This is a genomic window from Streptomyces sp. NBC_00316, from assembly GCF_036158715.1.
In the GTDB taxonomy this organism is placed as follows: Bacteria; Actinomycetota; Actinomycetes; order Streptomycetales; family Streptomycetaceae; genus Streptomyces.
In genome coordinates this window covers 2,868,047-2,888,567 of sequence record NZ_CP108023.1, presented here as the reverse complement: position 1 = coordinate 2,888,567, position 20,521 = coordinate 2,868,047, and the positions used below count along the sequence as shown (strand labels likewise).

22 protein-coding genes and 5 tRNA genes are annotated in these 20,521 nt (G+C 69.6%); 17 read left to right on the top strand and 10 right to left on the bottom strand.

Translation table 11 applies throughout. The features are described 5' to 3' along the window. Positions 1 to 72: 72 nt before the first annotated feature. The 4 genes from OG878_RS12745 to OG878_RS12730 form a co-directional block, all read right to left on the bottom strand. On the bottom strand, positions 73 to 654 hold the full coding sequence (locus OG878_RS12745) for a GTP-binding protein (RefSeq protein WP_073738725.1): 582 nt from the start codon (positions 652 to 654) through the stop codon (positions 73 to 75). Beyond that, positions 635 to 1,042, bottom strand: coding sequence for a DUF742 domain-containing protein (locus OG878_RS12740; RefSeq protein WP_277328550.1), 408 nt, complete (start codon positions 1,040 to 1,042; stop codon positions 635 to 637). Before OG878_RS12740 ends, OG878_RS12745 begins: the two co-directional genes overlap by 20 nt. Positions 1,043 to 1,175: 133 nt before the next feature. Continuing rightward, entirely contained in the window at positions 1,176 to 1,589 is a 414-nt protein-coding gene (locus tag OG878_RS12735) for a roadblock/LC7 domain-containing protein (RefSeq protein WP_024495006.1), read from the bottom strand. 9 nt (positions 1,590 to 1,598) lie between these two features. After that, positions 1,599 to 5,288: a sensor histidine kinase gene (locus OG878_RS12730; protein ID WP_328886897.1), complete on the bottom strand. Its 3,690-nt coding sequence runs from the start codon at positions 5,286 to 5,288 to the stop codon at positions 1,599 to 1,601. A 579-nt stretch (positions 5,289 to 5,867) separates the two neighbouring features. On the opposite strand from OG878_RS12730, the gene OG878_RS12725 reads away from it, so the two are divergent. The 9 genes from OG878_RS12725 to OG878_RS12685 all read left to right on the top strand — a co-directional run bounded on the left by OG878_RS12725 (position 5,868) and on the right by OG878_RS12685 (position 9,941). Further along, positions 5,868 to 6,050 carry a hypothetical protein gene (locus OG878_RS12725; protein ID WP_328886896.1) on the top strand — a complete coding sequence of 61 codons (183 nt, stop codon included), beginning with the start codon at positions 5,868 to 5,870 and terminating at the stop codon, positions 6,048 to 6,050. 82 nt (positions 6,051 to 6,132) lie between these two features. Then, positions 6,133 to 6,918 carry a fumarylacetoacetate hydrolase family protein gene (locus tag OG878_RS12720; protein WP_328886895.1) on the top strand — a complete coding sequence of 262 codons (786 nt, stop codon included), beginning with the start codon at positions 6,133 to 6,135 and terminating at the stop codon, positions 6,916 to 6,918. Next, positions 6,911 to 8,386, top strand: a complete 1,476-nt coding sequence (gltX, locus tag OG878_RS12715) for a glutamate--tRNA ligase (protein ID WP_328886894.1) — start codon at positions 6,911 to 6,913, stop codon at positions 8,384 to 8,386. Before OG878_RS12720 ends, gltX begins: the two co-directional genes overlap by 8 nt. A gap of 268 nt (positions 8,387 to 8,654) precedes the next feature. Then, positions 8,655 to 9,374: an HAD family hydrolase gene (locus OG878_RS12710; RefSeq protein ID WP_328886893.1), complete on the top strand. Its 720-nt coding sequence runs from the start codon at positions 8,655 to 8,657 to the stop codon at positions 9,372 to 9,374. Between the two features lie 87 nt (positions 9,375 to 9,461). After that, a tRNA-Gln gene (locus OG878_RS12705) sits at positions 9,462 to 9,533 on the top strand. Positions 9,534 to 9,558: 25 nt separating this feature from the next. Next, positions 9,559 to 9,631, top strand: a tRNA-Glu gene (locus OG878_RS12700). Positions 9,632 to 9,691: 60 nt separating this feature from the next. Then, positions 9,692 to 9,764: transfer RNA gene (locus OG878_RS12695), tRNA-Glu, on the top strand. A gap of 12 nt (positions 9,765 to 9,776) precedes the next feature. Further along, positions 9,777 to 9,848: transfer RNA gene (locus OG878_RS12690), tRNA-Gln, on the top strand. Positions 9,849 to 9,868: 20 nt separating this feature from the next. Next, positions 9,869 to 9,941: transfer RNA gene (locus OG878_RS12685), tRNA-Glu, on the top strand. Positions 9,942 to 10,029: 88 nt separating this feature from the next. Here the strand turns inward: OG878_RS12685 and OG878_RS12680 are convergent. After that, positions 10,030 to 10,671, bottom strand: a complete 642-nt coding sequence (locus tag OG878_RS12680; RefSeq protein WP_328886892.1) for a MerR family transcriptional regulator — start codon at positions 10,669 to 10,671, stop codon at positions 10,030 to 10,032. A 100-nt stretch (positions 10,672 to 10,771) separates the two neighbouring features. Between OG878_RS12680 and OG878_RS12675 the strand changes: the two genes are divergently transcribed. Then, the gene (locus tag OG878_RS12675; RefSeq protein ID WP_328886891.1) at positions 10,772 to 11,278 is read left to right on the top strand and encodes a DUF4188 domain-containing protein; all 507 of its coding nucleotides are present in this window, start codon (positions 10,772 to 10,774) and stop codon (positions 11,276 to 11,278) included. A gap of 68 nt (positions 11,279 to 11,346) precedes the next feature. Here OG878_RS12675 and ndgR read toward each other — a convergent pair whose 3' ends face one another. Further along, positions 11,347 to 12,063 (bottom strand): IclR family transcriptional regulator NdgR, encoded by a 717-nt coding sequence (gene ndgR / locus OG878_RS12670; protein ID WP_026237628.1) that lies wholly within the window; start codon positions 12,061 to 12,063, stop codon positions 11,347 to 11,349. A gap of 173 nt (positions 12,064 to 12,236) precedes the next feature. Here ndgR and leuC point away from each other — a divergent pair, with 173 nt between their 5' ends. From leuC to OG878_RS12650, 4 genes are all read left to right on the top strand, one after another. Continuing rightward, entirely contained in the window at positions 12,237 to 13,661 is a 1,425-nt protein-coding gene (gene leuC, locus OG878_RS12665) for a 3-isopropylmalate dehydratase large subunit (protein ID WP_328886890.1), read from the top strand. A gap of 5 nt (positions 13,662 to 13,666) precedes the next feature. Beyond that, on the top strand, positions 13,667 to 14,260 hold the full coding sequence (gene leuD, locus OG878_RS12660) for a 3-isopropylmalate dehydratase small subunit (protein WP_328886889.1): 594 nt from the start codon (positions 13,667 to 13,669) through the stop codon (positions 14,258 to 14,260). Positions 14,261 to 14,364: 104 nt separating this feature from the next. Continuing rightward, positions 14,365 to 14,592 (top strand): hypothetical protein, encoded by a 228-nt coding sequence (locus OG878_RS12655; protein WP_266924228.1) that lies wholly within the window; start codon positions 14,365 to 14,367, stop codon positions 14,590 to 14,592. Positions 14,593 to 14,734: 142 nt separating this feature from the next. Further along, entirely contained in the window at positions 14,735 to 15,391 is a 657-nt protein-coding gene (locus tag OG878_RS12650) for an HU family DNA-binding protein (protein WP_328886888.1), read from the top strand. A 101-nt stretch (positions 15,392 to 15,492) separates the two neighbouring features. Here the strand turns inward: OG878_RS12650 and OG878_RS12645 are convergent, their stop codons facing one another. Both OG878_RS12645 and cofC read right to left on the bottom strand, forming a co-directional pair. Beyond that, positions 15,493 to 15,696: a hypothetical protein gene (locus OG878_RS12645; protein WP_277328562.1), complete on the bottom strand. Its 204-nt coding sequence runs from the start codon at positions 15,694 to 15,696 to the stop codon at positions 15,493 to 15,495. A 10-nt stretch (positions 15,697 to 15,706) separates the two neighbouring features. Continuing rightward, complete coding sequence (gene cofC / locus OG878_RS12640) at positions 15,707 to 16,390, bottom strand: 2-phospho-L-lactate guanylyltransferase (protein ID WP_328886887.1); 684 nt, start codon at positions 16,388 to 16,390, stop codon at positions 15,707 to 15,709. Positions 16,391 to 16,540: 150 nt separating this feature from the next. Here cofC and OG878_RS12635 point away from each other — a divergent pair, with 150 nt between their 5' ends. The 3 genes from OG878_RS12635 to OG878_RS12625 all read left to right on the top strand — a co-directional run bounded on the left by OG878_RS12635 (position 16,541) and on the right by OG878_RS12625 (position 19,532). After that, positions 16,541 to 17,293: a lysophospholipid acyltransferase family protein gene (locus OG878_RS12635; protein WP_328886886.1), complete on the top strand. Its 753-nt coding sequence runs from the start codon at positions 16,541 to 16,543 to the stop codon at positions 17,291 to 17,293. Further along, positions 17,290 to 18,300 (top strand): NAD(P)H-dependent glycerol-3-phosphate dehydrogenase, encoded by a 1,011-nt coding sequence (locus tag OG878_RS12630; protein WP_328886885.1) that lies wholly within the window; start codon positions 17,290 to 17,292, stop codon positions 18,298 to 18,300. The genes OG878_RS12635 and OG878_RS12630 overlap by 4 nt, the downstream gene beginning before the upstream one ends. A 74-nt stretch (positions 18,301 to 18,374) precedes the next feature. Further along, on the top strand, positions 18,375 to 19,532 hold the full coding sequence (locus OG878_RS12625) for a D-alanine--D-alanine ligase family protein (protein WP_328886884.1): 1,158 nt from the start codon (positions 18,375 to 18,377) through the stop codon (positions 19,530 to 19,532). Between the two features lie 6 nt (positions 19,533 to 19,538). Here OG878_RS12625 and OG878_RS12620 read toward each other — a convergent pair whose 3' ends face one another. After that, complete coding sequence (locus OG878_RS12620; protein ID WP_328886883.1) at positions 19,539 to 20,027, bottom strand: DUF3515 domain-containing protein; 489 nt, start codon at positions 20,025 to 20,027, stop codon at positions 19,539 to 19,541. Between the two features lie 20 nt (positions 20,028 to 20,047). Then, the gene (locus OG878_RS12615) at positions 20,048 to 20,281 is read right to left on the bottom strand and encodes an Lrp/AsnC family transcriptional regulator (protein WP_030928667.1); all 234 of its coding nucleotides are present in this window, start codon (positions 20,279 to 20,281) and stop codon (positions 20,048 to 20,050) included. Positions 20,282 to 20,521: the final 240 nt, after the last annotated feature.

Genomic DNA, 20,521 nt, shown 5'->3' with positions numbered 1-20,521 from the left:
AACGACACAGTCCACCCCCGTGCGCGTACAGCAACTTCCGTACGGCCCTACCGACTTGCGGTGAGCCTCCGGCTACTTCAGGCGGGCCATCAGCGCATGCTCCACGAGCGTGATCAGGCCGCTCTTCGCATCGCCGCGGTGGCGTGCGTCCGTCGTGATGATCGGGGTGTCGGGGCCGATCTGCAGGGCCTCACGCACCTCGTCGGGGGTGTAGGGCTGGTGTCCGTCGAAGCCGTTGAGGGCGATGACGAAGGGCAGTCCGCTGTTCTCGAAGTAGTCGACGGCGGGGAAGCAGTCGGCGAGGCGGCGGGTGTCCACCAGGACGACGGCGCCGATGGCGCCGCGGACCAGGTCGTCCCACATGAACCAGAACCGGTCCTGGCCCGGTGTACCGAAGAGGTACAGGATCAGGTCCTGGTCCAGGGTGATACGGCCGAAGTCCATGGCCACCGTCGTGGTGGTCTTGCCGCCGGTGTGCGTCAGGTCGTCGATGCCCGCGGACGCGGACGTCATCACGGCTTCCGTACGCAGCGGGTTGATCTCCGAAACGGCACCGACGAACGTGGTTTTACCCACGCCGAAACCGCCCGCCACCACGATCTTCGCGGAGGTGGTGGCCCGGGCCGCTCCGCCGCTAGAGCTTGCGAAGTCCACTGAGCACCCTTTCGAGCAGTGTCACATCCGGCGCGCCGCCGGCCTCTCCGTTGCCCGGCTGGTGGATGGCCACCATGCCGGCTTCCGCCAGGTCCGCAACAAGGATCCGGGCCACACCGAGCGGCATCGACAGCAGCGCCGACACCTCGGCGACCGACTTGACCTCACGGCACAGGTGGCAGATCCGCTGGTGCTCCGGGAGCAGGGTCCCCAGGTGTGCCGGGTCGGCCGTGGTCGAGACCAGCGCCTCTATGGCGAGCTGGTAACGCGGCCGGGTCCGGCCGCCGGTCATGGCATACGGACGGACCAGCGGCTGGTCGCCTTCACCTTCGTACGACGCGTTGTGCAGCGCGCCGTACGGATCGGGCGAGGCGGGTGGCGGGGTCATGAATCCTCCGGGCGTGACAGCTGAGCGTCGGCTTGCCGTCTTAAGGGGCCGGTGGGGGGCTGAAGCGGCCGGACGGTCGAGGGTGGAAGTGCGGGACCTGGGGGGATCGCGTCGTTCACCGGTTCATGGCCGCCTAGTGGAGCAGGCTGCCCTGGAGCTCGGCGCGCAGGTCGGGGGTCAGGACGGTTCCCGCGCGGTCGACCAGAAGGGCCATCTCGTACCCGACCAGACCGATGTCGGCGTCCGGGTGGGCGAGCACGGCCAGCGACGAGCCGTCCGAGACGGACATCAGGAAGAGGAACCCGCGCTCCATCTCCACGACGGTCTGACTGACGGCGCCGCCCTCGAAGATCCGGGAGGCGCCCGCGGTCAGCGAGGTAAGCCCGGAAGCGACAGCCGCCAGCTGGTCGGCGCGGTCGCGCGGGAATCCTTCGGACATGGCCAGCAGGAGTCCGTCGGCGGAGACCACCACCGTGTGCGACACCCCGGGGGTGTTGTCCACGAAGTTGGTGATCAGCCAGTTCAGATTCTGTGCGGCCTGACTCATCGGGCTCAACTAACGCTCCTGCTGGTGAGTGGGGCCGAGTGGGTAACTGCCGGTCGATGGGCCGTTGTTGTTGGCCTGCCGCCCCTGCTGGATACCCCGGCGGAGATTGGTCAGACGCCCGCGCACGTCATCGGGCGCACGCGAGACCTGGGGACCTGACTGATGGCTCTGCTGCTGGGCGGTGCCCGGCACCAGATTGGCACGCGGTACCCGGCGAGGCAGACCGGAAGTGGTGATTCCGCCTGCTGCGGGCTTCTTGGCCCGCTCCGCCTGCCGTACGAGTTCGTCGTTCGGCGAGGCACGCCAGGACGTGGTGGTGGCGCCCGCGTCACCCGCACCGCGACGCGGCATCGGGGGAGCGGGACGGCTCTGTGCGGCGGGCCGCTGTGGGGCGGCGGCCGGTGCCTGCGGCTGCTGACCGCCCTGCTGCGGGCCGTGGAACCAGTTCGTCTCCAGGGTGTCGTACAGCGGTGTACGACCGTCCCCGGGGCCGGCCGCCGGAGGCAGCGCCTCGGGCTGCGGCTGCGGCGGCAGCACCGGACGGTACTGCGCCTCGTTCGCCGGAGCGGGGGCGGGACGCGGGGGACGGAAGTCCTCGTTGTCCCGGCCGCGCTGACGCGGTGCCGGCAGCCCCTGGTCCTGCGAGGGCTGCGGGCGGCCGAAGTCCGGGCGGGCGAACTGCGCGGTGCCCGCCGGGTCCTGGTACTGCGGGACCTGGTTGTGCGGCGCCGGTGCCGAGAAGTCGGGGCGGGCGAACTCGGCGGTGGAGCCGGGGCCCTGCCGGTCGTCCAGCGGCGGGCGCTGGCCCATCGAGGGGTTCATCGGCCGCTGGAACTGGCCGCTGGACTCGGGCTCCTCGTGACCGCGCGGGGCGTCGAGCGGAGCACGCCGCCCCGCCGACGGGTCTTCGGTGCCCCAGCTGGTGGTCTGCGGACGCTGCGGCTGCGGATTGCCACCGGGCAGCTCGGCACGGGGACCGCCGACGGGCGGCAGCTGACGGCCGGGGCCGCCGGACTGCTGGAAGCCGCCCTGGTTGTCGGGGCCGTTGTGCCGGGCCTGCTGCGGCTGCGGCGCCTGCCGTCCGGCCGGACCGTTCTGCTGGCCGGGCTGCTCGTACTGCCCCGGCCGGCTCTGACCGAACAGGTTGGCCTGGCCGGGCTCCGCACGGCCGGGATCGCCCTGGCCGCCCCGAGCGCCGAGCCGGGCACCGCCGCCGAAGGCACCGGCGGCCCCGCCGCCCTGACGTGGCGGCTCCTGCCGCGAGAAGTCCTGCGGGCCGTTGCCGGACATCCCGGTGTTCTGGAAGCCGGCGTTCTGCTGGCCCTGCTGAGGCTGCTGGTTCGGCTGGCCCTGCTGGCGGGGGCCGCCGTCGCGCGCCGGCAGGGCGGCCCGCGGACCGGAGCCCGTGCCGACCTGCCCGCGCGGCGCACCGGCCGTCGCGCCGAGACCCCGTGCGGCCGGAGCCCCCGGAGTGCCGCCGAGCCCGGGACGGTTGCCGCCCCGGTCGCCCGACTGCTGACCCGGGGCCTGCTTCGACGGCGGCTGCTTGCCGCCGTGCGCGACGTCGACGGGGAGCATGACCAGCGCGGTCGTACCACCGGAGTCGGAGGGCCGCAGCTGGATCCGGATGCCGTGACGCAGGGACAGCCGGCCGACCACGAACAGACCCATGCGACGGGAGACCGAGACGTCCACGGTGGGCGGCGACGCGAGCCGCTCGTTGATGGCCGCGAGGTCCTCGGGGGAGAGACCGATACCGGTGTCGTGGATCTCCACGAGCACCCGGCCGTCGGGCAGCGCGTGACCGGTGACCCGGACCTTCGTCTGCGGCGAGGAGAACGACGTGGCGTTCTCCAGCAGCTCGGCGAGCAGGTGCACGAGGTCGTTGACCACGCGGCCGGCGACCTCGGTGGCGGGTACCGCGGCCAGTTCGATGCGCTCGTACTGCTCCACCTCGGAGGCGGCGGCACGGAGCACGTCGACGAGCGGGACGGGGCGGGTCCACCGGCGGCCCGGCTCCTCGCCCGCGAGGACGAGGAGGTTTTCGCCGTTACGGCGCATACGGGTCGCGAGGTGGTCGAGCTTGAAGAGGGAGGACAGCTGGTCCGGGTCGGCCTCGCGCGACTCCAGCTCGGAGATGAGCGAGAGCTGACGCTGGATGAGACCCTGCGAACGCCGCGAGAGGTTGGTGAACATCGCGTTGACGTTGCCCCGCAGCAGGGCCTGCTCGGCGGCGAGACGGACTGCCTCACGGTGCACGTCGTCGAAGGCCGCGGCCACCTTGCCGATCTCGTCCCGGGAGTGCACGCCGACCGACTCGACCGAGGTGTCGACGTCCTGCGGGTCCGCCTCGGAGAGCTGCTTGACGAGCTCGGGCAGACGGTCCTGGGCGACCCGGGTCGCGGTGTCCTGCAGCCGCCGCAGCGAGCGGATCATGGACCGGGCGACGACGAAGGCGCCGACCAGCGAGACACCGAGCACCAGCAGGATGAGCGCACCGCTGATGATGGCCTCGCGCTCCGACTGGTCGCGGAGCTCGCGGGCCTTGCCCTCCATGTCGCCGAGGAGGGTCTCCTCGATGGTCTTCATCGCCTGGATCTTGGTGGAGCTCTGGTCGTACCAGTCCAGGTACGAGCGGCGCGACGTGCCCTTCATGCCGGTGGGGCTGTCGAGCACCTTCTGTGCGTAGGTGTCGGCCGCCTTGATCTCCGGGTTGCCGTTCTCCAGCGTCGCCGTCAGTTCCTCGGCGTTCTGGCCCGTGGCCGTGTACGTCGCGTTGAACGACTTCAGCGCCAGCGTTTCCTTCTTGAGGGCGGCGCGGCCGAACTGCTGGTCGTTCTGGTCGAAGTGCGGTGCCTTGTCGTTGCCGCTGGGCAGTGCGGCGGCGATGATCGCTCGCTGCACCGACGCGTACTCCTTGGCGGAGGAGAACGCCGCCAGGGCGCGGGTGCGCTTGATCATCTCGGGGTTGCTGGTCGCCTGCGCCATGTCCTGAGAGAGGCTCAGCAGCAGGGTGATCAGCTGGCTGTACGCGTCGACGGTCTGGAGGCTCGGGGTGTCCGCCTCGTACGCGCTCTTGCGGATGTCGCGGATCTGGCCCAGCTGGCTGGAGATCTGCGCGACGCTCGCGTGGATGCCCTCGAGTGCCTCGTCGCCGTCGGTGTTGCCGATCGCGCTCGTCGCGTCGAAGAACGCGGCCTTCGCCCGGTCGGTCTTCTTGCGCGGCTCGGTCACCTTGAAGTCGGTGGCCTTGACCCCGTTCGACAGCGGACCCGCCGACCGGTCGCGCTCCTCCTGGAGCGCCTGGGCGAGCGAGGTCGCCTGCTTGGTCATCTGGGTGAGCAGCTGCATGTGGTCCAGCTGCTGCATGTCGTTCATGGAGTCGTTGATGCGCAGACCACCCAGGGTGGTCGCGGCGACCACCGGAAGGGCGAGCAGCGAGACCAGGCGCGTACTGATGCGCCAGTTGCGAAGAGCTATCCGCGAACCCGTGTTGATCGGGCCGCGGGCCTTGAGCGCGGCCACCTGATCGGTGCCGCTGCTCGCCGCGGCAGCCGAGCGCGGGGCACGGTCGCTGCTGTCGCCGGCCGCGGCCGGTCCGGGGTTCTGGGCGTGCTGGGGCGAGGAACCGCGGTCGGTCCCGCCGCGCGGCTCCTGTTCCGCCGCAGCGCTGCCATCCCTCTTGAAACGTCCCTGCACTAGCGTCGCAACCTCTGGACCAGGCGTCCTCCCGCGTAGACGGGCAGGACGGTGTCGGCGTCGTGGGGCGTTGTTTCCCGCCCCATGGTGGTCGTGAGTGACCGGCGCTCTCCCCCTTCCCGCCGCCACTCGGCGCTGCGTTGCGCCCCTGCGCGCCGGCCTGAAACCCGCGGCGGTGCGTGGAATTCCAGCACAGTGCCGGATCTCCAACAAGGCCCAGGCACCACGCTGTGACCGGAGTGACACGTAGTGACGGCTGGGTAACCAGATGTGGAGAGTGTTCACGGCCAAAACGGATCATTACCGCCCAATCGGATGCGACCGAGAGGTGTCCCAGTCGACATGATCAGGAGCGGAATGGCTGATTCAGTGGCGCATTGTCCGTTTTCTCGATCACGATCGAGCGTCCGGAATGGGGCAATTGTCGGCGACTTCGTGAGCAAACTCACATGATGATCGCCGTCTCATCCGGGGATCGGGAGGGAATTGGATGTTTAGCCTGGCGCTTTACAGGGATGGCAAATCCGACAACCGGCGCCCCTCCGGGTGGCGCCCGTAGCGACAGGGTCCGAACGGCAGATGAAGACGACGATGATGTTCCGCAACATTGCCAACCCCCGGCGCACCACGCTGGCGCACCTCGAGGACGCCGAAGCGCTGCAGACGCCGGAGCAGCCGGAGCACGCCATCGACCTGCCGACGCAGACCGCCAACCCGCGGCGCACCATCCTGATGGCAGCCCCGGCCGCCGCCACCGAGTAATACGCGCGGTTGTCCCCCTCACCCGCGTTAGCCTGGGGCGTCAGTCTTCAGCCAGCCAGCAAGTGAGGGGCGACAGCATCCCGTGCGCATCGCCAGGTTCTCCATCGACGGCAATGTCGCGTTCGGCGCGGTCGAGGGCGACGGCACCGTCGACTCCGGCGACCTCGTCCTCGACATCATCAAGGGCATCCCGTACGCCGACTTCGAACTCTCCGGTACCAAGGTCCCGCTGAGCAAGGTCCGGCTGCTGCCGCCCGTACTCCCCAACAAGGTCGTGGCCATCGGCCGCAACTACGCGGAGCACGCCGCCGAACTCGGCAACGAGGTCCCGGAGGTACCGGTCGCCTTCTTCAAGCCCACCACGTCGGTGATCGGCTCCGGGGACGCCATCGAGTACCCCTCCTTCTCGGACGACGTGCATTACGAGGGCGAACTGGCCGTGGTCATCGGCCGGATGTGCCGCGAAGTGCCGCGTGAGCGCGTCAAGGACGTCATCTTCGGCTACACCTGCGCCAATGACGTCACCGCCCGCGATGCCCAGAAGCGTGAGAAGCAGTGGGCCCGGGCCAAAGGCTTCGACACGTCCTGCCCGCTCGGCCCCTGGGTGGAGACCGACCTCGACCCCAGCGACCTCGGCGTCCAGACCACGGTCAACGGCGAGCAGCGCCAACTGGGCCGTACGAGCGAAATGATCCGCTCCATCGAGGACCTGGTCGTCCACATCACGGAGGCCATGACGCTGCTTCCGGGCGATGTGATCCTCACGGGCACCCCGGCAGGGGTCGGCCCCCTGCAGGTCGGCGACGAGGTCGCCGTCACCATCGAAGGCATCGGCACTCTCACCAACAAGGTGATCAAGCGTGGCTAACACGAACTCCCCCCGCGTACGTTTCTGTCCCTCCCCGACCGGCAACCCCCACGTGGGTCTGGTCCGCACCGCCCTCTTCAACTGGGCCTTCGCCCGGCACCACGGCGGCACCCTGGTCTTCCGCATCGAGGACACCGACGCGGCCCGCGACTCCGAGGAGTCGTACGAGCAGCTGCTCGACTCGATGCGCTGGCTCGGCTTCGACTGGGACGAGGGCCCGGAGGTCGGCGGCCCGCACGCGCCGTACCGGCAGTCGCAGCGCATGGACATCTACAAGGACGTCGCCGAGAAGCTCCTGGCCGGCGGGTACGCGTACCACTGCTACTGCACCACCGAGGAGCTCGACACCCGGCGCGACGCCGCCCGCGCCGCCGGCAGGCCGTCCGGCTACGACGGCCACTGCCGCGACCTGACCGCCGAGCAGATCGCCGGGTACGAGGCCGAGGGCCGGACGTCCATCGTCCGCTTCCGGATGCCCGACGAGGCGCTCACCTTCACCGACCTGGTCCGCGGCGAGCTGACCTTCCAGCCGGAGAACGTGCCGGACTACGGCATCGTCCGGGCCAACGGCGCCCCGCTCTACACGCTGGTCAACCCGGTCGACGACGCGCTGATGGAGATCACCCACGTCCTGCGCGGCGAGGATCTTCTCTCCTCCACCCCGCGTCAGATCGCCCTGTACAAGGCGCTGATCGAGCTCGGCATCGCCAAGGACACCCCGGTCTTCGGGCACCTTCCGTACGTCATGGGCGAGGGCAACAAGAAGCTCTCCAAGCGCGACCCGCAGGCCTCGCTCAACCTGTACCGCGAGCGCGGCTTCCTCCCGGAGGGGCTGCTCAACTACCTCTCGCTGCTCGGCTGGTCGATCGCCGAGGACCGCGACATCTTCTCCATCGACGAGATGGTGGCCGCGTTCGACATCAAGGACGTCAACGCCAACCCGGCGCGCTTCGACCTGAAGAAGTGCGAGCACATCAACGCCGAGCACATCCGCATGCTCGACGTGAAGACGTTCACCGAGGCGTGCGGCCCCTGGCTGAAGGCCCCGTTCGCCCCCTGGGCCCCGGAGTCCTTCGACGCGGAGCAGTTCGCGGCGATCGCCCCGCACGCCCAGACCCGCGTCACCGTCCTCTCCGACATCACGGCCAACGTCGACTTCCTCTTCCTCGACGAGCCGGCCGAGGACGAGGCGTCCTGGGCCAAGGCGATGAAGGAGGGCTCCGACGCCCTGCTCGTGACCGCCCGGGCCAAGCTGATCGCCGCCGAGTGGAACGCCGAGGCCCTCAAGAACGCGGTTCTCGCCGCCGGCGAGGAGCATGGCCTGAAGCTCGGCAAGGCACAGGCCCCGGTCCGCGTCGCCGTCACCGGCCGCACGATCGGCCTGCCGCTCTTCGAGTCCCTGGAGATCCTGGGCCGCGAGAAGACGATCGCCCGCATCGACGCGGCGCTGGCGAAGCTGGCCGCGTAAGCGTCTCCTGTACGCCCGGAGGGGGCGGCCACCGGATCGTCCCGGTGGCCGCCCCCTTCCGGTATGCCGCGGACGATCGCGCCGAGGTCCTGCGCGCAGGGCTCGACGGCCCCGGTACCGCTGTCCCGGCCGGTCGTGGCGAGGAGTCCCAGCAGGTCCGGCACGGCACCGCGACGCGGCCGTGCGGGGAACAGGGCTGTCCCGGGAAGAGCCGCCGGTGCGCCGGTCCCGTGGCCGCGCGCCGCCCGGCGAGCGGTAGCGTGGCCCCATGCCGATCAGAGCCGTGATCTGGGACATCGACGACACGATCTTCGATTACACGGGTGCCGACCGCGTCGGTATGCACAGACATCTGGCGAGCGAGGGCCTGCCCGGCGGATACGCATCCGTCGAGCAGGCCCTCGACGGATGGCGGGCCCTCACGGACGTGCACTGGGCCCGTTTCGCCGCGGGGGAGACCGACTTCCAGGGGCAGCGCCGGGACCGGGTCCGTGCGTTCCTCGGACGGCCGCTGACGGACGCCGAGGCCGACGACTGGTTCGCGGGGCATCTCGCCCACTACGAGGCCGCCTGGTCGCTCTTCCCGGACGCCGCGCCGGTCCTGGAGCTGCTGGCCGGCAGGTACCGGCAGGCCGTCCTGTCGAACTCCAGCATCGTCAACCAGGACCGCAAGCTGCGCGTCCTCGGCGTGCGCGACCGCTTCGAGGCCGTCGTGTGTGCGGTGGAGCTCGGCGTCTCGAAGCCGGAGGCCGGGGCGTTCCACGCCGCCTGCGACGCGCTCGGCCTGGCGCCGAAGGACGTCGTGTACGTGGGGGACCATCCGGACATCGACGCGGGAGGGGCCGTGGCGGCCGGGCTGAACGGGGTCTGGCTGGACCGGGGCGGGCGGGGCGGGCGGCCCGATCTGGTGCGCATCACGGGTCTCGATCAGCTGCCCGGGCTGCTGGCAGGCAATACCCGTTTTGGAGCGTCGGACACCTTCGGGTAATGTTCTTCCTGCGCCGCCCGAGCGGGCCGAAAGATCCGGCCGGGAAGCGCAAGCCGAACAAAATCCCCTCTGGGGGTTGAGTTTTGGTGGGCTATGGTGTAATTGGCAACACTACGGTTTCTGGTACCGTCATTCTAGGTTCGAGTCCTGGTAGCCCAGCGCAGAGCTTCATCTGTAACAACACGCCCCCGTTGTGTAGCGGCCTAGCACGCTGCCCTCTCACGGCAGTAGCGCCGGTTCGAATCCGGTCGGGGGTACAGATCCTTCCCGCGAAATCATCTGGGTCGCACCCATGATTTCGATGCAGGATCGCTAGGGCCCCCGTTGTGTAGCGGCCTAGCACGCTGCCCTCTCACGGCAGTAGCGCCGGTTCGAATCCGGTCGGGGGTACTTGTAACACCATGGGCTATGGTGTAATTGGCAACACTACGGTTTCTGGTACCGTCATTCTAGGTTCGAGTCCTGGTAGCCCAGCGCAAGATGCAGTAAAACACGCCCCCGTTGTGTAGCGGCCTAGCACGCTGCCCTCTCACGGCAGTAGCGCCGGTTCGAATCCGGTCGGGGGTACAACAGAGCAGCAAGGCAAGGGTCCTTCACTTCGGTGAGGGGCCCTTTGCCGTATGTCCGGGGCCCGTTGGTGCGGGCCCCGTCGCGTTCAGAGGCCGTACCGCCGCGCCGACTCCTCCTCCTGAGCCAGCCTGCGCAGCGCCAGCAGCAGCGGTTCGTGGAGCACGACCGAGGTGACCGCCATCTCCACCTGCTCGACGCCCGCCGGATACGACTCCATCATGTCCAGGTCCCGGGCTGCGACTTGCTCCATGAGGCGGGCCTGCTCCGCCAAGTAGTCGATGTCACAGGGGTAGCCGAGCCGGATGAGGGTGGCCATCGAGGCGACCAGCGCGCGGTACACGGGGTCCAGCGAGCCGAGGTCCTGGACGAACGCCCAGCCGAGCCGGTCGAGAAGCCGGTCCGCCTCCTGGCGTGCGACGGCCGTCTCCGGGGCCTCCTCGTCCGGCTCGGGGCCGTGCGGCAGCGCCCACAGGGCCGCGCCGAGGCGGATCGTGCGGCCGAGGGACTCGTCGTCGACATGGGAGAGGACCTCGCGGGCCGTCGTCACCGGGAGGCGGCCGACCTGGATCAGCGCCCGGACCAGACGCAGCCGGCGCAGATGGGTCTCGCCGTACTCGGCCTGGGTCGCGCTGATGCGTTCACCGGGCGGCAGCAGCCCCTCGCGCAGGTAGTACTTGATCGTCGCGGTCGTGACGCCGCTCTGCTCGCTCAGTTCCGAGAGTCGCATCTTCCGTGCCTTCCCTTGCGCACCCCATTGGGCAGTGCCACTATCCAATCATTGGATAGTGGCGCTCTCCAATGATCGCCCACGAGGCAGGGGGAATGACATGTTCGCGAAGCCGATACCGGGACGGACGACCGCGGCCGCCGAGGGAGATGTGGTCGTCCTGCTCATCGGGATGCGCATCAACCACTTCTGGGGCGTGCACCACTGGCTGCCCGTGCTGGCCGCAATGCCGCGCATGCTGCGGGAGTTGAGGCGTGACAGGAGCCGTGGACTGCTCGGCTGCACGCTGCTGACGGGATCGCCGCGGACGTACTACGTCGTCCAGTACTGGGAGTCGAAGGAGAAGCTGTACGCGTACGCGAGCGCTCCCGACATGTTCCACCGCAAGGCCTGGGCGATGATGAACCGCAAGGAGAAGAAGTCCCGGCAGCACGTGGGGCTGTGGCACGAGACGTACATCGCACCCGAGGGATCGTACGAGTCGATCTACGCCGACATGCCGCCGTACGGACTGGCTGCGGCGACCGGGGTGCTGCCCGTCGAAGGGCGGGGCCGCCGGGCGGCGGACCGTCTCGCGCACCGCTCGTCCACGGGGCGGGAGGGCTGAACAGGGCCGCCACGACGCTGGGGCGGCCTCTTTCGGGTCAGGAGGGAACGGATCAGGGAGCGGGAAGGTCAGCCGGAGCGGCGCAGGGCCTCGCTCAGCCGCGCGGCCGAGTCGATGACCGCCTGGGCGTGCATCCGGCCCGGGTGGCGGGTCAGCCGCTCGATCGGTCCGGAGACCGAGACGGCGGCCACCACCCGGTTCGACGGCCCGCGCACCGGCGCCGAGACCGAGGCGACGCCCGGCTCCCGCTCGCCGATCGACTGGGCCCAGCCGCGCCGCCGTACGCCGGAGAGCGCCGTCGCCGTGAAGCGGGCCCCCTGGAGGCCGCGGTGCAGGCGCTCCGGCTCCTCCCAGGCCATCAGGATCTGGGCCGACGAGCCGGCCTTCATGGTGAGCGTGGAGCCGACCGGCACGGTGTCCCGCAGTCCGGACAGACGCTCCGCCGCCGCCACGCAGATCCGCATGTCGCCCTGCCGGCGGTAGAGCTGTGCGCTCTCGCCGGTGATGTCGCGCAGATGCGTGAGCACCGGGCCGGCCGTCGCCAGCAGCCGGTCCTCGCCGGCCGCGGCCGCGAGCTCCGACAGCCGCGGGCCGAGGATGAAACGGCCCTGCATGTCCCTCGCCACCATCCGGTGGTGTTCCAGTGCCACGGCCAGTCGATGGGCCGTGGGTCGTGCGAGCCCTGTCGCCGCGACCAGTCCGGCGAGGGTGGCCGGACCGGACTCCAGGGCGCTCAATACCAGAGCTGCCTTGTCGAGAACGCCGACGCCGCTAGAGTTGTCCATACGACGATACTCGCGTCTCACTCTGTGAAACGCAAGTTCAATTTTCCCCGGAAGTTGCGAACCTGTAGGTGCGGCCGTACAAGGGCCGGCAGCCACCGCCCCGTACGGGGGTCGGGACGGGGGCCACGGAATCTCTAGTTGGGCCGGCGACGACGCCGGCCGGAGGGAAAGCGATGGGTAGGACACTCGCGGAGAAGGTCTGGGACGACCACGTCGTCCGGCGCGCCGAGGGCGAGCCCGATCTTCTCTTCATCGATCTGCACCTGCTGCACGAGGTGACCAGCCCCCAGGCCTTCGACGGCCTCCGTCAGGCCGGACGCAAGGTGCGGCGCCTCGACCTCACCATCGCCACCGAGGATCACAACACCCCGACCCTCGACATCGACAAGCCGATCGCCGACCCGGTCTCCCGCGCCCAGTTGGAGACGCTGCGCAAGAACTGCGCGGAGTTCGGTGTACGGCTGCACCCGCTGGGCGATGTCGAGCAGGGCGTCGTGCACGTGGTCGGCCCGCAGCTGGGGCTCACCCAGCCCGGCACCACGGTCGTCTGCGGCGACTCCCACACGTCCACGCACGGCGCGTTCGGCGCCCTGGCGTTCGGAATCGGCACCAGCCAGGTCGAGCACGTGCTGGCCACCCAGACGCTGCCGCTGGCCCGTCCGAGGACCATGGCGATCACCATCGACGGCGAACTGCCCGACGGTGTCACGGCCAAGGACCTGATCCTGGCGATCATCGCCCGGATCGGCACCGGTGGCGGCCAGGGGTACATCCTCGAATACCGCGGCTCCGCCATCGAGAAGCTCTCGATGGAAGCGCGGATGACCATCTGCAACATGTCGATCGAGGCGGGCGCCCGGGCCGGCATGATCGCCCCGGACGAGACCACGTTCGACTACCTGAAGGGCCGCGACCACGCCCCGCAGGGCGAGGAGTGGGACGCCGCCGTCGCGTACTGGAAGACGCTGCGCACGGACGACGACGCGGTCTTCGACGCCGAGGTCGTCATCGACGCCGCGGAACTGGCCCCGTTCGTCACCTGGGGCACCAACCCCGGCCAGGGCGCGCCCCTGTCGGCGAACGTCCCCGACCCGGCTTCGTACGAGGACGCCTCGGAGCGCAACGCCGCCGAAAAGGCCCTGGAATACATGGGGTTGACCGCCGGGCAGGCGCTGCGCGAGATCAGTGTCGACACCGTCTTCGTAGGCTCCTGCACCAACGGCCGCATCGAGGACCTGCGTAACGTCGCCTCCGTCCTGGAGGGCCGCAAAGTCGCCGACGGCGTACGGATGCTGGTCGTCCCGGGCTCGGTCCGGGTCGCCCTGCAGGCCGTCGAGGAGGGCCTGGACAAGGTCTTCACCGCGGCCGGCGCCGAATGGCGGCACGCAGGTTGCTCGATGTGCCTCGGTATGAACCCCGACCAGCTGGCCCCCGGCGAGCGCTCCGCCTCCACCTCGAACCGCAACTTCGAGGGCCGGCAGGGCAAGGGCGGCCGTACCCACCTGGTCTCCCCGCAGGTCGCCGCCGCCACCGCCGTGCTGGGCCACCTGGCCTCGCCGGCCGACCTGTCCGACGTCCGTACGCCCGCCGGAGTCTGAGAATCATGGAAGCTTTCACCGCACACACCGGCCGGGCCGTCCCGCTGCGCCGCAGCAACGTCGACACCGACCAGATCATCCCCGCCCACTGGCTGAAGAAGGTCACCCGCGACGGCTTCGAGGACGGACTCTTCGAGGCCTGGCGCAAGGACGAGGACTTCGTCCTCAACCGCCCCGAGCGGGACGGCGCCACGGTCCTGGTGGCCGGTCCCGACTTCGGTACCGGGTCGTCGCGTGAACACGCCGTCTGGGCCCTGCAGAACTACGGCTTCAAGGCCGTCATCTCCTCCCGGTTCGCCGACATCTTCCGTGGCAACTCGCTGAAGAACGGCCTGCTGACCGTCGTCCTCGACCAGAAGGTCGTAGACGCGCTCTGGGAGCTGACCGAGGCCGACCCCACGGCCGAGATCACCGTCGACCTGGAGGCCCGCCAAGTCCGGGCCGAGGGCGTCACGGCCGACTTCGAGCTCGACGAGAACGCCCGCTGGCGACTGCTGAACGGGCTGGACGACATCAGCCTCACCCTTCAGAACGAAGCGGACATCGCGACTTATGAGGCGGCAAGGCCGACCTTCAAGCCGCGTACAATTAACGCCTGAGCAGCGCGTTTCCAGTACTGCGCCCTCTGCCTTCTGGTAGAGGGCGCAGTCGCTTGTTGAGACCCCGTCGGGCGACAACTCGCCCCAGATGGCACAATCGGTGCATGGAACGCGACAGCCAACTCAAGCTTTACGGCCAAGTCGCCGACCGATTGAAGGAAGCGCACGCACGAGTGCGCGCACTGCAAGTCCCGGAGGGCGTACGGATGGCGCTGTCCCGGAAGCTGCTGGTCGTCACGGCCGCGGCGAAGCACGATCTACCGGATGCGGCAAGGCGTCTGGACCGTTTGATGAAGGACCTCGATGAGGGCCGATTCCCCGAAGGTGACTGACTCCGTGAACTGCGCAGCGGTCGACTTCGTTGCGGCACTAGGGTGATTAGCCCGTTTCGTGTTTGATTTGCGGTATATATCTGCCTAACGTGCGAAAAGGCTTGAACACATTCGTTCTGGCAATGTCTCCGAAGGGGAAGACGTGAACAAGGCGCAGCTCGTAGAAGCGATTGCCGACAAGGTCGGCGGCCGCCAGCAGGCCGCAGACGCCGTCGACGTGGTACTCGACGCGATCGTCCGTGCGGTCGTCGCGGGAGACCGTGTCTCGGTCACCGGCTTCGGCTCGTTCGAGAAGGTCGACCGCCCGGCCCGCTACGCCCGCAACCCGCAGACGGGTGAGCGCGTGCGGGTCAAGAAGACCTCGGTGCCCCGCTTCCGCGCGGGACAGGGCTTCAAGGACCTGGTCAGCGGCTCGAAGAAGCTCCCCAAGGGCGGCGAAGTGGCCGTGAAGAAGGCGCCCAAGGGCAGCCTCTCGGGCGGTGCTTCCACGCGCGCGACCACCAAGGCCGCTGCCAAGAAGGCCACTGCCAAGAAGGCCACGGCGAAGAAGGCCGCCGCCAAGAAGACCGTGACCGCGGCGAAGACCACGGCCGCGAAGAAGACCACGGCGAAGAAGACCACCGCGGCGGCCAAGAAGACCACGGCAGCAGCGAAGAAGACCACGGCGGCCGCGGCGAAGAAGACGGCCACCGCCAAGAAGACCGCGCCGGCCAAGAAGGCCACGGCGAAGAAGGCGCCCGCGAAGAAGACCACGGCGCGCAAGACCACGGCCAAGAAGGCCGTCGCGCGGAAGAAGTGAGACCGGGCAGCGCAGGGCTGCTCACATGCGCCGGGCCGGGCTCCCCCTGGGGAGCCCGGCCCGCGGGCTGTCCGGGGTCCGGCCGGCGGCCCGGAGCGCCTTCAGAACGTCTGCAGCGTCACCAGAGTGATCCGCAGGTCCGCGCCCTCGCCCGTGACCTCGATCCGCACCCGCTGCCCGGGGCGCAGCAGCCGCAGGCCGCCCGCGTCGAACGCCGGGGCGTCGAAGTCCACCGGGGTGCCGTCGTCGAGCAGCACGCTGCCGGTGCGGGTCTCTGGGTCGTACGTGTACGAGGTCGCCTGCATGAACGGCAGCCTATCGGTCCCCCGCGGGCACCCCCGCGGCCCAGCGGCCCGCGGTGTGCGGGCCCACGCCGAGGCGGACGGCGGCCCGCAGATCGTCACCGGTGTCCACGTCCTGGCGCACCGATTCGATACCGGCCGACGTGATTTCCACCGCGCCCGAGGAAAGATGCCGGGCTCTCGACGGACCACCGAAAGCCGGACGCAATTCCACCCCCGGTGAAGCCGACAGAAATGTCGTACCGATTCCCGCGGTATCCGCGACAAATGCGCGAGGGAATTCGGCGGCATTTTCGAGCACCCGGGCCAATTCCTCGGGGCGCAGTGCGGGCAGGTCCGCGTTGAGCGCCGCGACCGCCGAGGCGGGCCACCGGTCGCGTACCGCCCGCTCGCCGTGGGCCAGCGCGGCGTTGAGCCCCGCGGCCGGTTCGTCGGGCACGGTGCGCGCCCCGAGCGCCGCGAGCGCGGCCGCGGCCACCGGGTCGTCCGTGACGACCACCACATCCCGCACGCCCCCGCAGGACAGCGCGGCGGCCACGGTGTCCTGGGCGAAGGCCAGCGCGAGCCGGGGACGCAGCAGGTCGCCGGCGGCCCGCCGCAGTCTGCTCTTGCCGTGTGCCAGCGGCTTCAACGGGACGACCAGGGACCACAGGCCGGTCGGGTCGGTGTTCGTGGCGATCTCCCCCTCGGTGCGCATCGCCGTTCATTCTCGCCTGCCGGTGCGACAACCCGGAGGGTCGGCTCCGGTGGCGGGGCGTACGGTGTTCTCGACAGAGCAAGGGCCTGGGGCCACAATTGGCCGCCCACAGCCAGGCAGCACGTCAGGTCCGTAGAGGAAGGTGTCCGAGTGTCCGGCCGCAGAATCGGCTTCTGGTACCGCCTGGCGGCGGTCATCGCCAAACCGCCACTGGTGGTTCTGTTCAAGCGTGACTGGCGGGGAATGGAACACATTCCGGCCGACGGCGGATTCATCACTGCGGTCAATCACAACTCGTACCTGGATCCGCTTTCCTACGGACACTTCCAGTACAACACCGGCCGGGTGCCGCGGCTTCTCGCCAAGGCGGGTCTCTTCAAGACGCCCTTCGTCGGAATGATGCTGCGCGGCACCGGACAGATCCCCGTGTACCGCGAGACGACCAACGCCCTGGACGCCTTCCGGGCCGCCGTCGACGCCATCGAGCGCGGTGAATGCGTCGCCTTCTACCCGGAGGGCACCCTCACCCGCGACCCCGACATGTGGCCGATGGCCGGCAAGACCGGTGCCGCCCGCGTCGCGTTGATGACGAAGGCCCCGGTCATCCCCGTCGCCCAGTGGGGCGCCAACCTGGCGATGCCGCCCTACGCCAAGGAGAACAAGCTCCGGCTCTTCCCCCGCAAGACGCTCCAGGTGCAGGCCGGACCGCCCGTCGACCTCTCCCGGTTCTACGACAAGGAACCGACGCCCGACGTCCTGCGCGAGGCGACCGAGGTCATCATGGCCGCGGTGACCGCCCAGCTCGAAGCCGTACGCGGTGAGAAGGCCCCCGCCGAGCTCTACGACCACCGCAAGGCGCGTGCCGAACAGCGGCGCAAGGCCGAAGGAGAGGCTCCCAAGTGACGCACCCCGTAAAGGCAGCCGTCTTCGGAACCGGCTCATGGGGTACGGCCTTCGGCATGGTCCTCGCCGACGCAGGGTGCGAGGTCACCCTCTGGGGCCGTCGCGCCGAGCTCGTCGAGGCGATCAACACGACCCGTACCAACCCCGACTACCTGCCGGGAATTGAACTCCCCGAGTCCGTCAGGGCCACCACCGACGCCGCCGAGGCGCTGCGCGGGGCCGACTTCGCCATGCTCGTCGTGCCGTCGCAGACGTTGCGCGCCAACCTCGCCGACTGGGCCCCGCACCTGGGCCCGGACACCGTCCTCGTCTCGCTGATGAAGGGTGTCGAACTCGGCACCGCCAAGCGGATGAGCGAGGTCATCGAGGACGTCACCAAGGTCCCCGCGAACCGCATCGCCGTCATCACCGGCCCCAATCTGGCCAAGGAGATCGCCGAACGCCGCCCCGCCGCGGCCGTCGTCGCCTGCCAGGACGAGTCGGTGGCCCGCCGCCTCCAGGCCGCCTGCCACACCCCGTACTTCCGCCCGTACACCCTCACCGACGTGGTCGGCTCCGAACTCGGAGGCGCGGTCAAGAACGTCATCGGTCTCGCCGTCGGCATCGCCGACGGGATGGGCCTCGGTGACAACGCCAAGGGCTCGCTCATCACCCGCGGCCTCGCCGAGACCACCCGGCTCGGCCTCGCCATGGGCGCGGACCCGCTGACGTTCTCCGGACTCGCGGGCCTCGGCGATCTGGTGGCGACCTGCTCCTCGCCGCTGTCGCGCAACCACACCTTCGGCACCAACCTCGGCCGCGGCATGACGCTGGAAGAGACCATCGCCGTCACCAAGCAGACCGCCGAGGGCGTCAAGTCCTGTGAATCGGTGCTCGATCTGGCGCGCCGGCACGGCGTCGACATGCCCCTCACGGAGACGGTCGTCTCCATCGTCCACGAGGGCAAGCCGCCGATGGTCGCTCTGGGCGAGCTGATGTCGCGCAGCGCGAAGGCCGAGCGGCACTGACCGGCCGGCCGGGCACGCGGGTCGCCCCCGGGGACGCTGACGAGACCCGTACCAGCAGGTACGCTCATCGCGATATGAGCAGCGAGAACCTCCCCCAGAGCCCGGAGCAGCAGCTCCGCAAGCCGCGTGTGGCCGTCGTGTTCGGCGGCCGCAGCTCCGAACACGGCATTTCGGTCGTCACGGCAGGTGCCGTCCTGAACGCCATCGACCGGACCAAGTACGACGTCCTGCCGATCGGTATCACGACGGACGGCCGCTGGGCGCTCACGGCCGACGAACCCGAGCGGATGGCCATCACCGACCGCGCGATGCCGGACGTGGCCCAGTTGGCCGAGTCCACCGAGGGCGGCGTGGTGCTCTCCGTCGACCCCGGCAGCCGCGAGGTGGTCTACAGCGAGCCCGGCTCGGTACCCAAGGCGCTGGGTGAGGTCGATGTCGTCTTCCCCGTGCTGCACGGCCCCTACGGCGAGGACGGCACCCTCCAGGGGCTCCTGGAGCTGTCCGGGGTGCCGTACGTGGGCGCGGGCGTGCTCGCCTCGGCCGTCGGCCAGGACAAGGAGTACATGAAGCGGGTGTTCACCTCGTTCGGGCTGCCCGTCGGCCCGTACGTCGTCGTCCGCCCCCGCGAATGGGACACCGACCGCTCCGCCGCCCGCAAGCGCATCGTGGACTTCGCCGGTGAACACGGCTGGCCGCTCTTCATCAAGCCCGCCCGGGCCGGATCGTCCATCGGCATCACCAAGGTCGACGACATCGCCGGTCTCGACGAGGCGATCGAGGAAGCCCGCCGCCACGACCCCAAGTTCCTGGTCGAGTCGCTGCTGCGGGGACGCGAGATCGAGTGCGGCGTGCTGGAGTTCGAGGAGGGACCGCGCGCCAGCGTGCCCGCCGAGATCCCGCCGGTCACCGCCCACGACTTCTACGACTTCGAGGCCAAGTACATCGACTCGGCGTCCGGGATCGTGCCCGCCCCGCTCACCGACGAGCAGACGGCCGAGGTCCAGCGGCTCGCTATCGACGCCTTCGAGGCGGCGTCCTGCGAGGGCCTGGTGCGCGCCGACTTCTTCCTCACAGAGGACGGCAGCTTCGTGATCAACGAGATCAACACGCTGCCGGGCTTCACCCCGATCTCCATGTACCCGCGGATGTGGCAGGAGAGCGGTGTGAGCTACCAGGAGCTGGTGGACCGGCTGATCCAGGCGGCGTTGCGCCGCCCCACCGGCCTGCGCTGAGCCGGGCTACAGACTGCTGGGGACCGTCTTCCTGACGGCCGCGGCGAACGCCGCGAGCGGGCTGGCGTCATGGGCGTACGCCGTCGAGAACGACACCTCGACATACGCCTTGCGATAGGTGGTGGTGAAGCGCGGACCGGCGTCCTCCGGCTGCTCCAGCAGCCAGTTGACGCCGTTCGCGTCGGTCCCCTTCGCCATCGGATCGTCCATCTTTGCGGGTCGGTCGACACCGCAGCGCAGTACGATCGCCCCGTCCCCCCAGCCGGCGGTCAGCTCCGACTTCGGCCCGGGGTCGTTGCGCTCCTGTCCGGCGACGGTCTTCGGCAGCTCTTTGTGCAGTGCACGGCAGTAGGCTGCGGCTTCCGGCGCCGGGGTGGGAACCACGATCGACGCACTGGTGTCCGTGGCGGAACAGCCCGCCGCGGCCAGCAGCAGAACGGCAGCGGACGGACCGAGGAAGACGGGGCGGCGAAGCCGGCGGCGGAAGGACGTCACCGGCCCAGCGTAGACGGGGGCTACAGATGGACGACCGGGCAGGTCAGGGTTCTGGTGATGCCTTCCACCTGCTGGACCTTGGCGACGACCATGCGTCCGAGTTCATCGACTGTGTCGGCCTGTGCGCGCACGATCACGTCGTAGGGGCCGGTGACGTCCTCTGCCTGGATCACTCCCGGGATTTTCGTGATGGTCTCGGCGACTGTCGACGCCTTGCCCACCTCGGTCTGAATAAGGATGTACGCCTGTACCACGGAACCTCCAGGGCGGCCACGAGGATCATGTGGGGGAAAGAGACGCCACGGTATCGCGTTGCCGCGGGCCGCGGGGAGACCTGCGGGCCCTGTGACGTCCACCGCGTGGCGTACGGATGCCGGAAGTTGACATTTGTCTTGACAGTACCGACAGCAGTGACGGCCCGCGACCGCAAGTCCAGCGGTGCAGACGGGGGACAGGCATGCCAGTGACAACGGGTGCAGACTGCTTCCGACGGC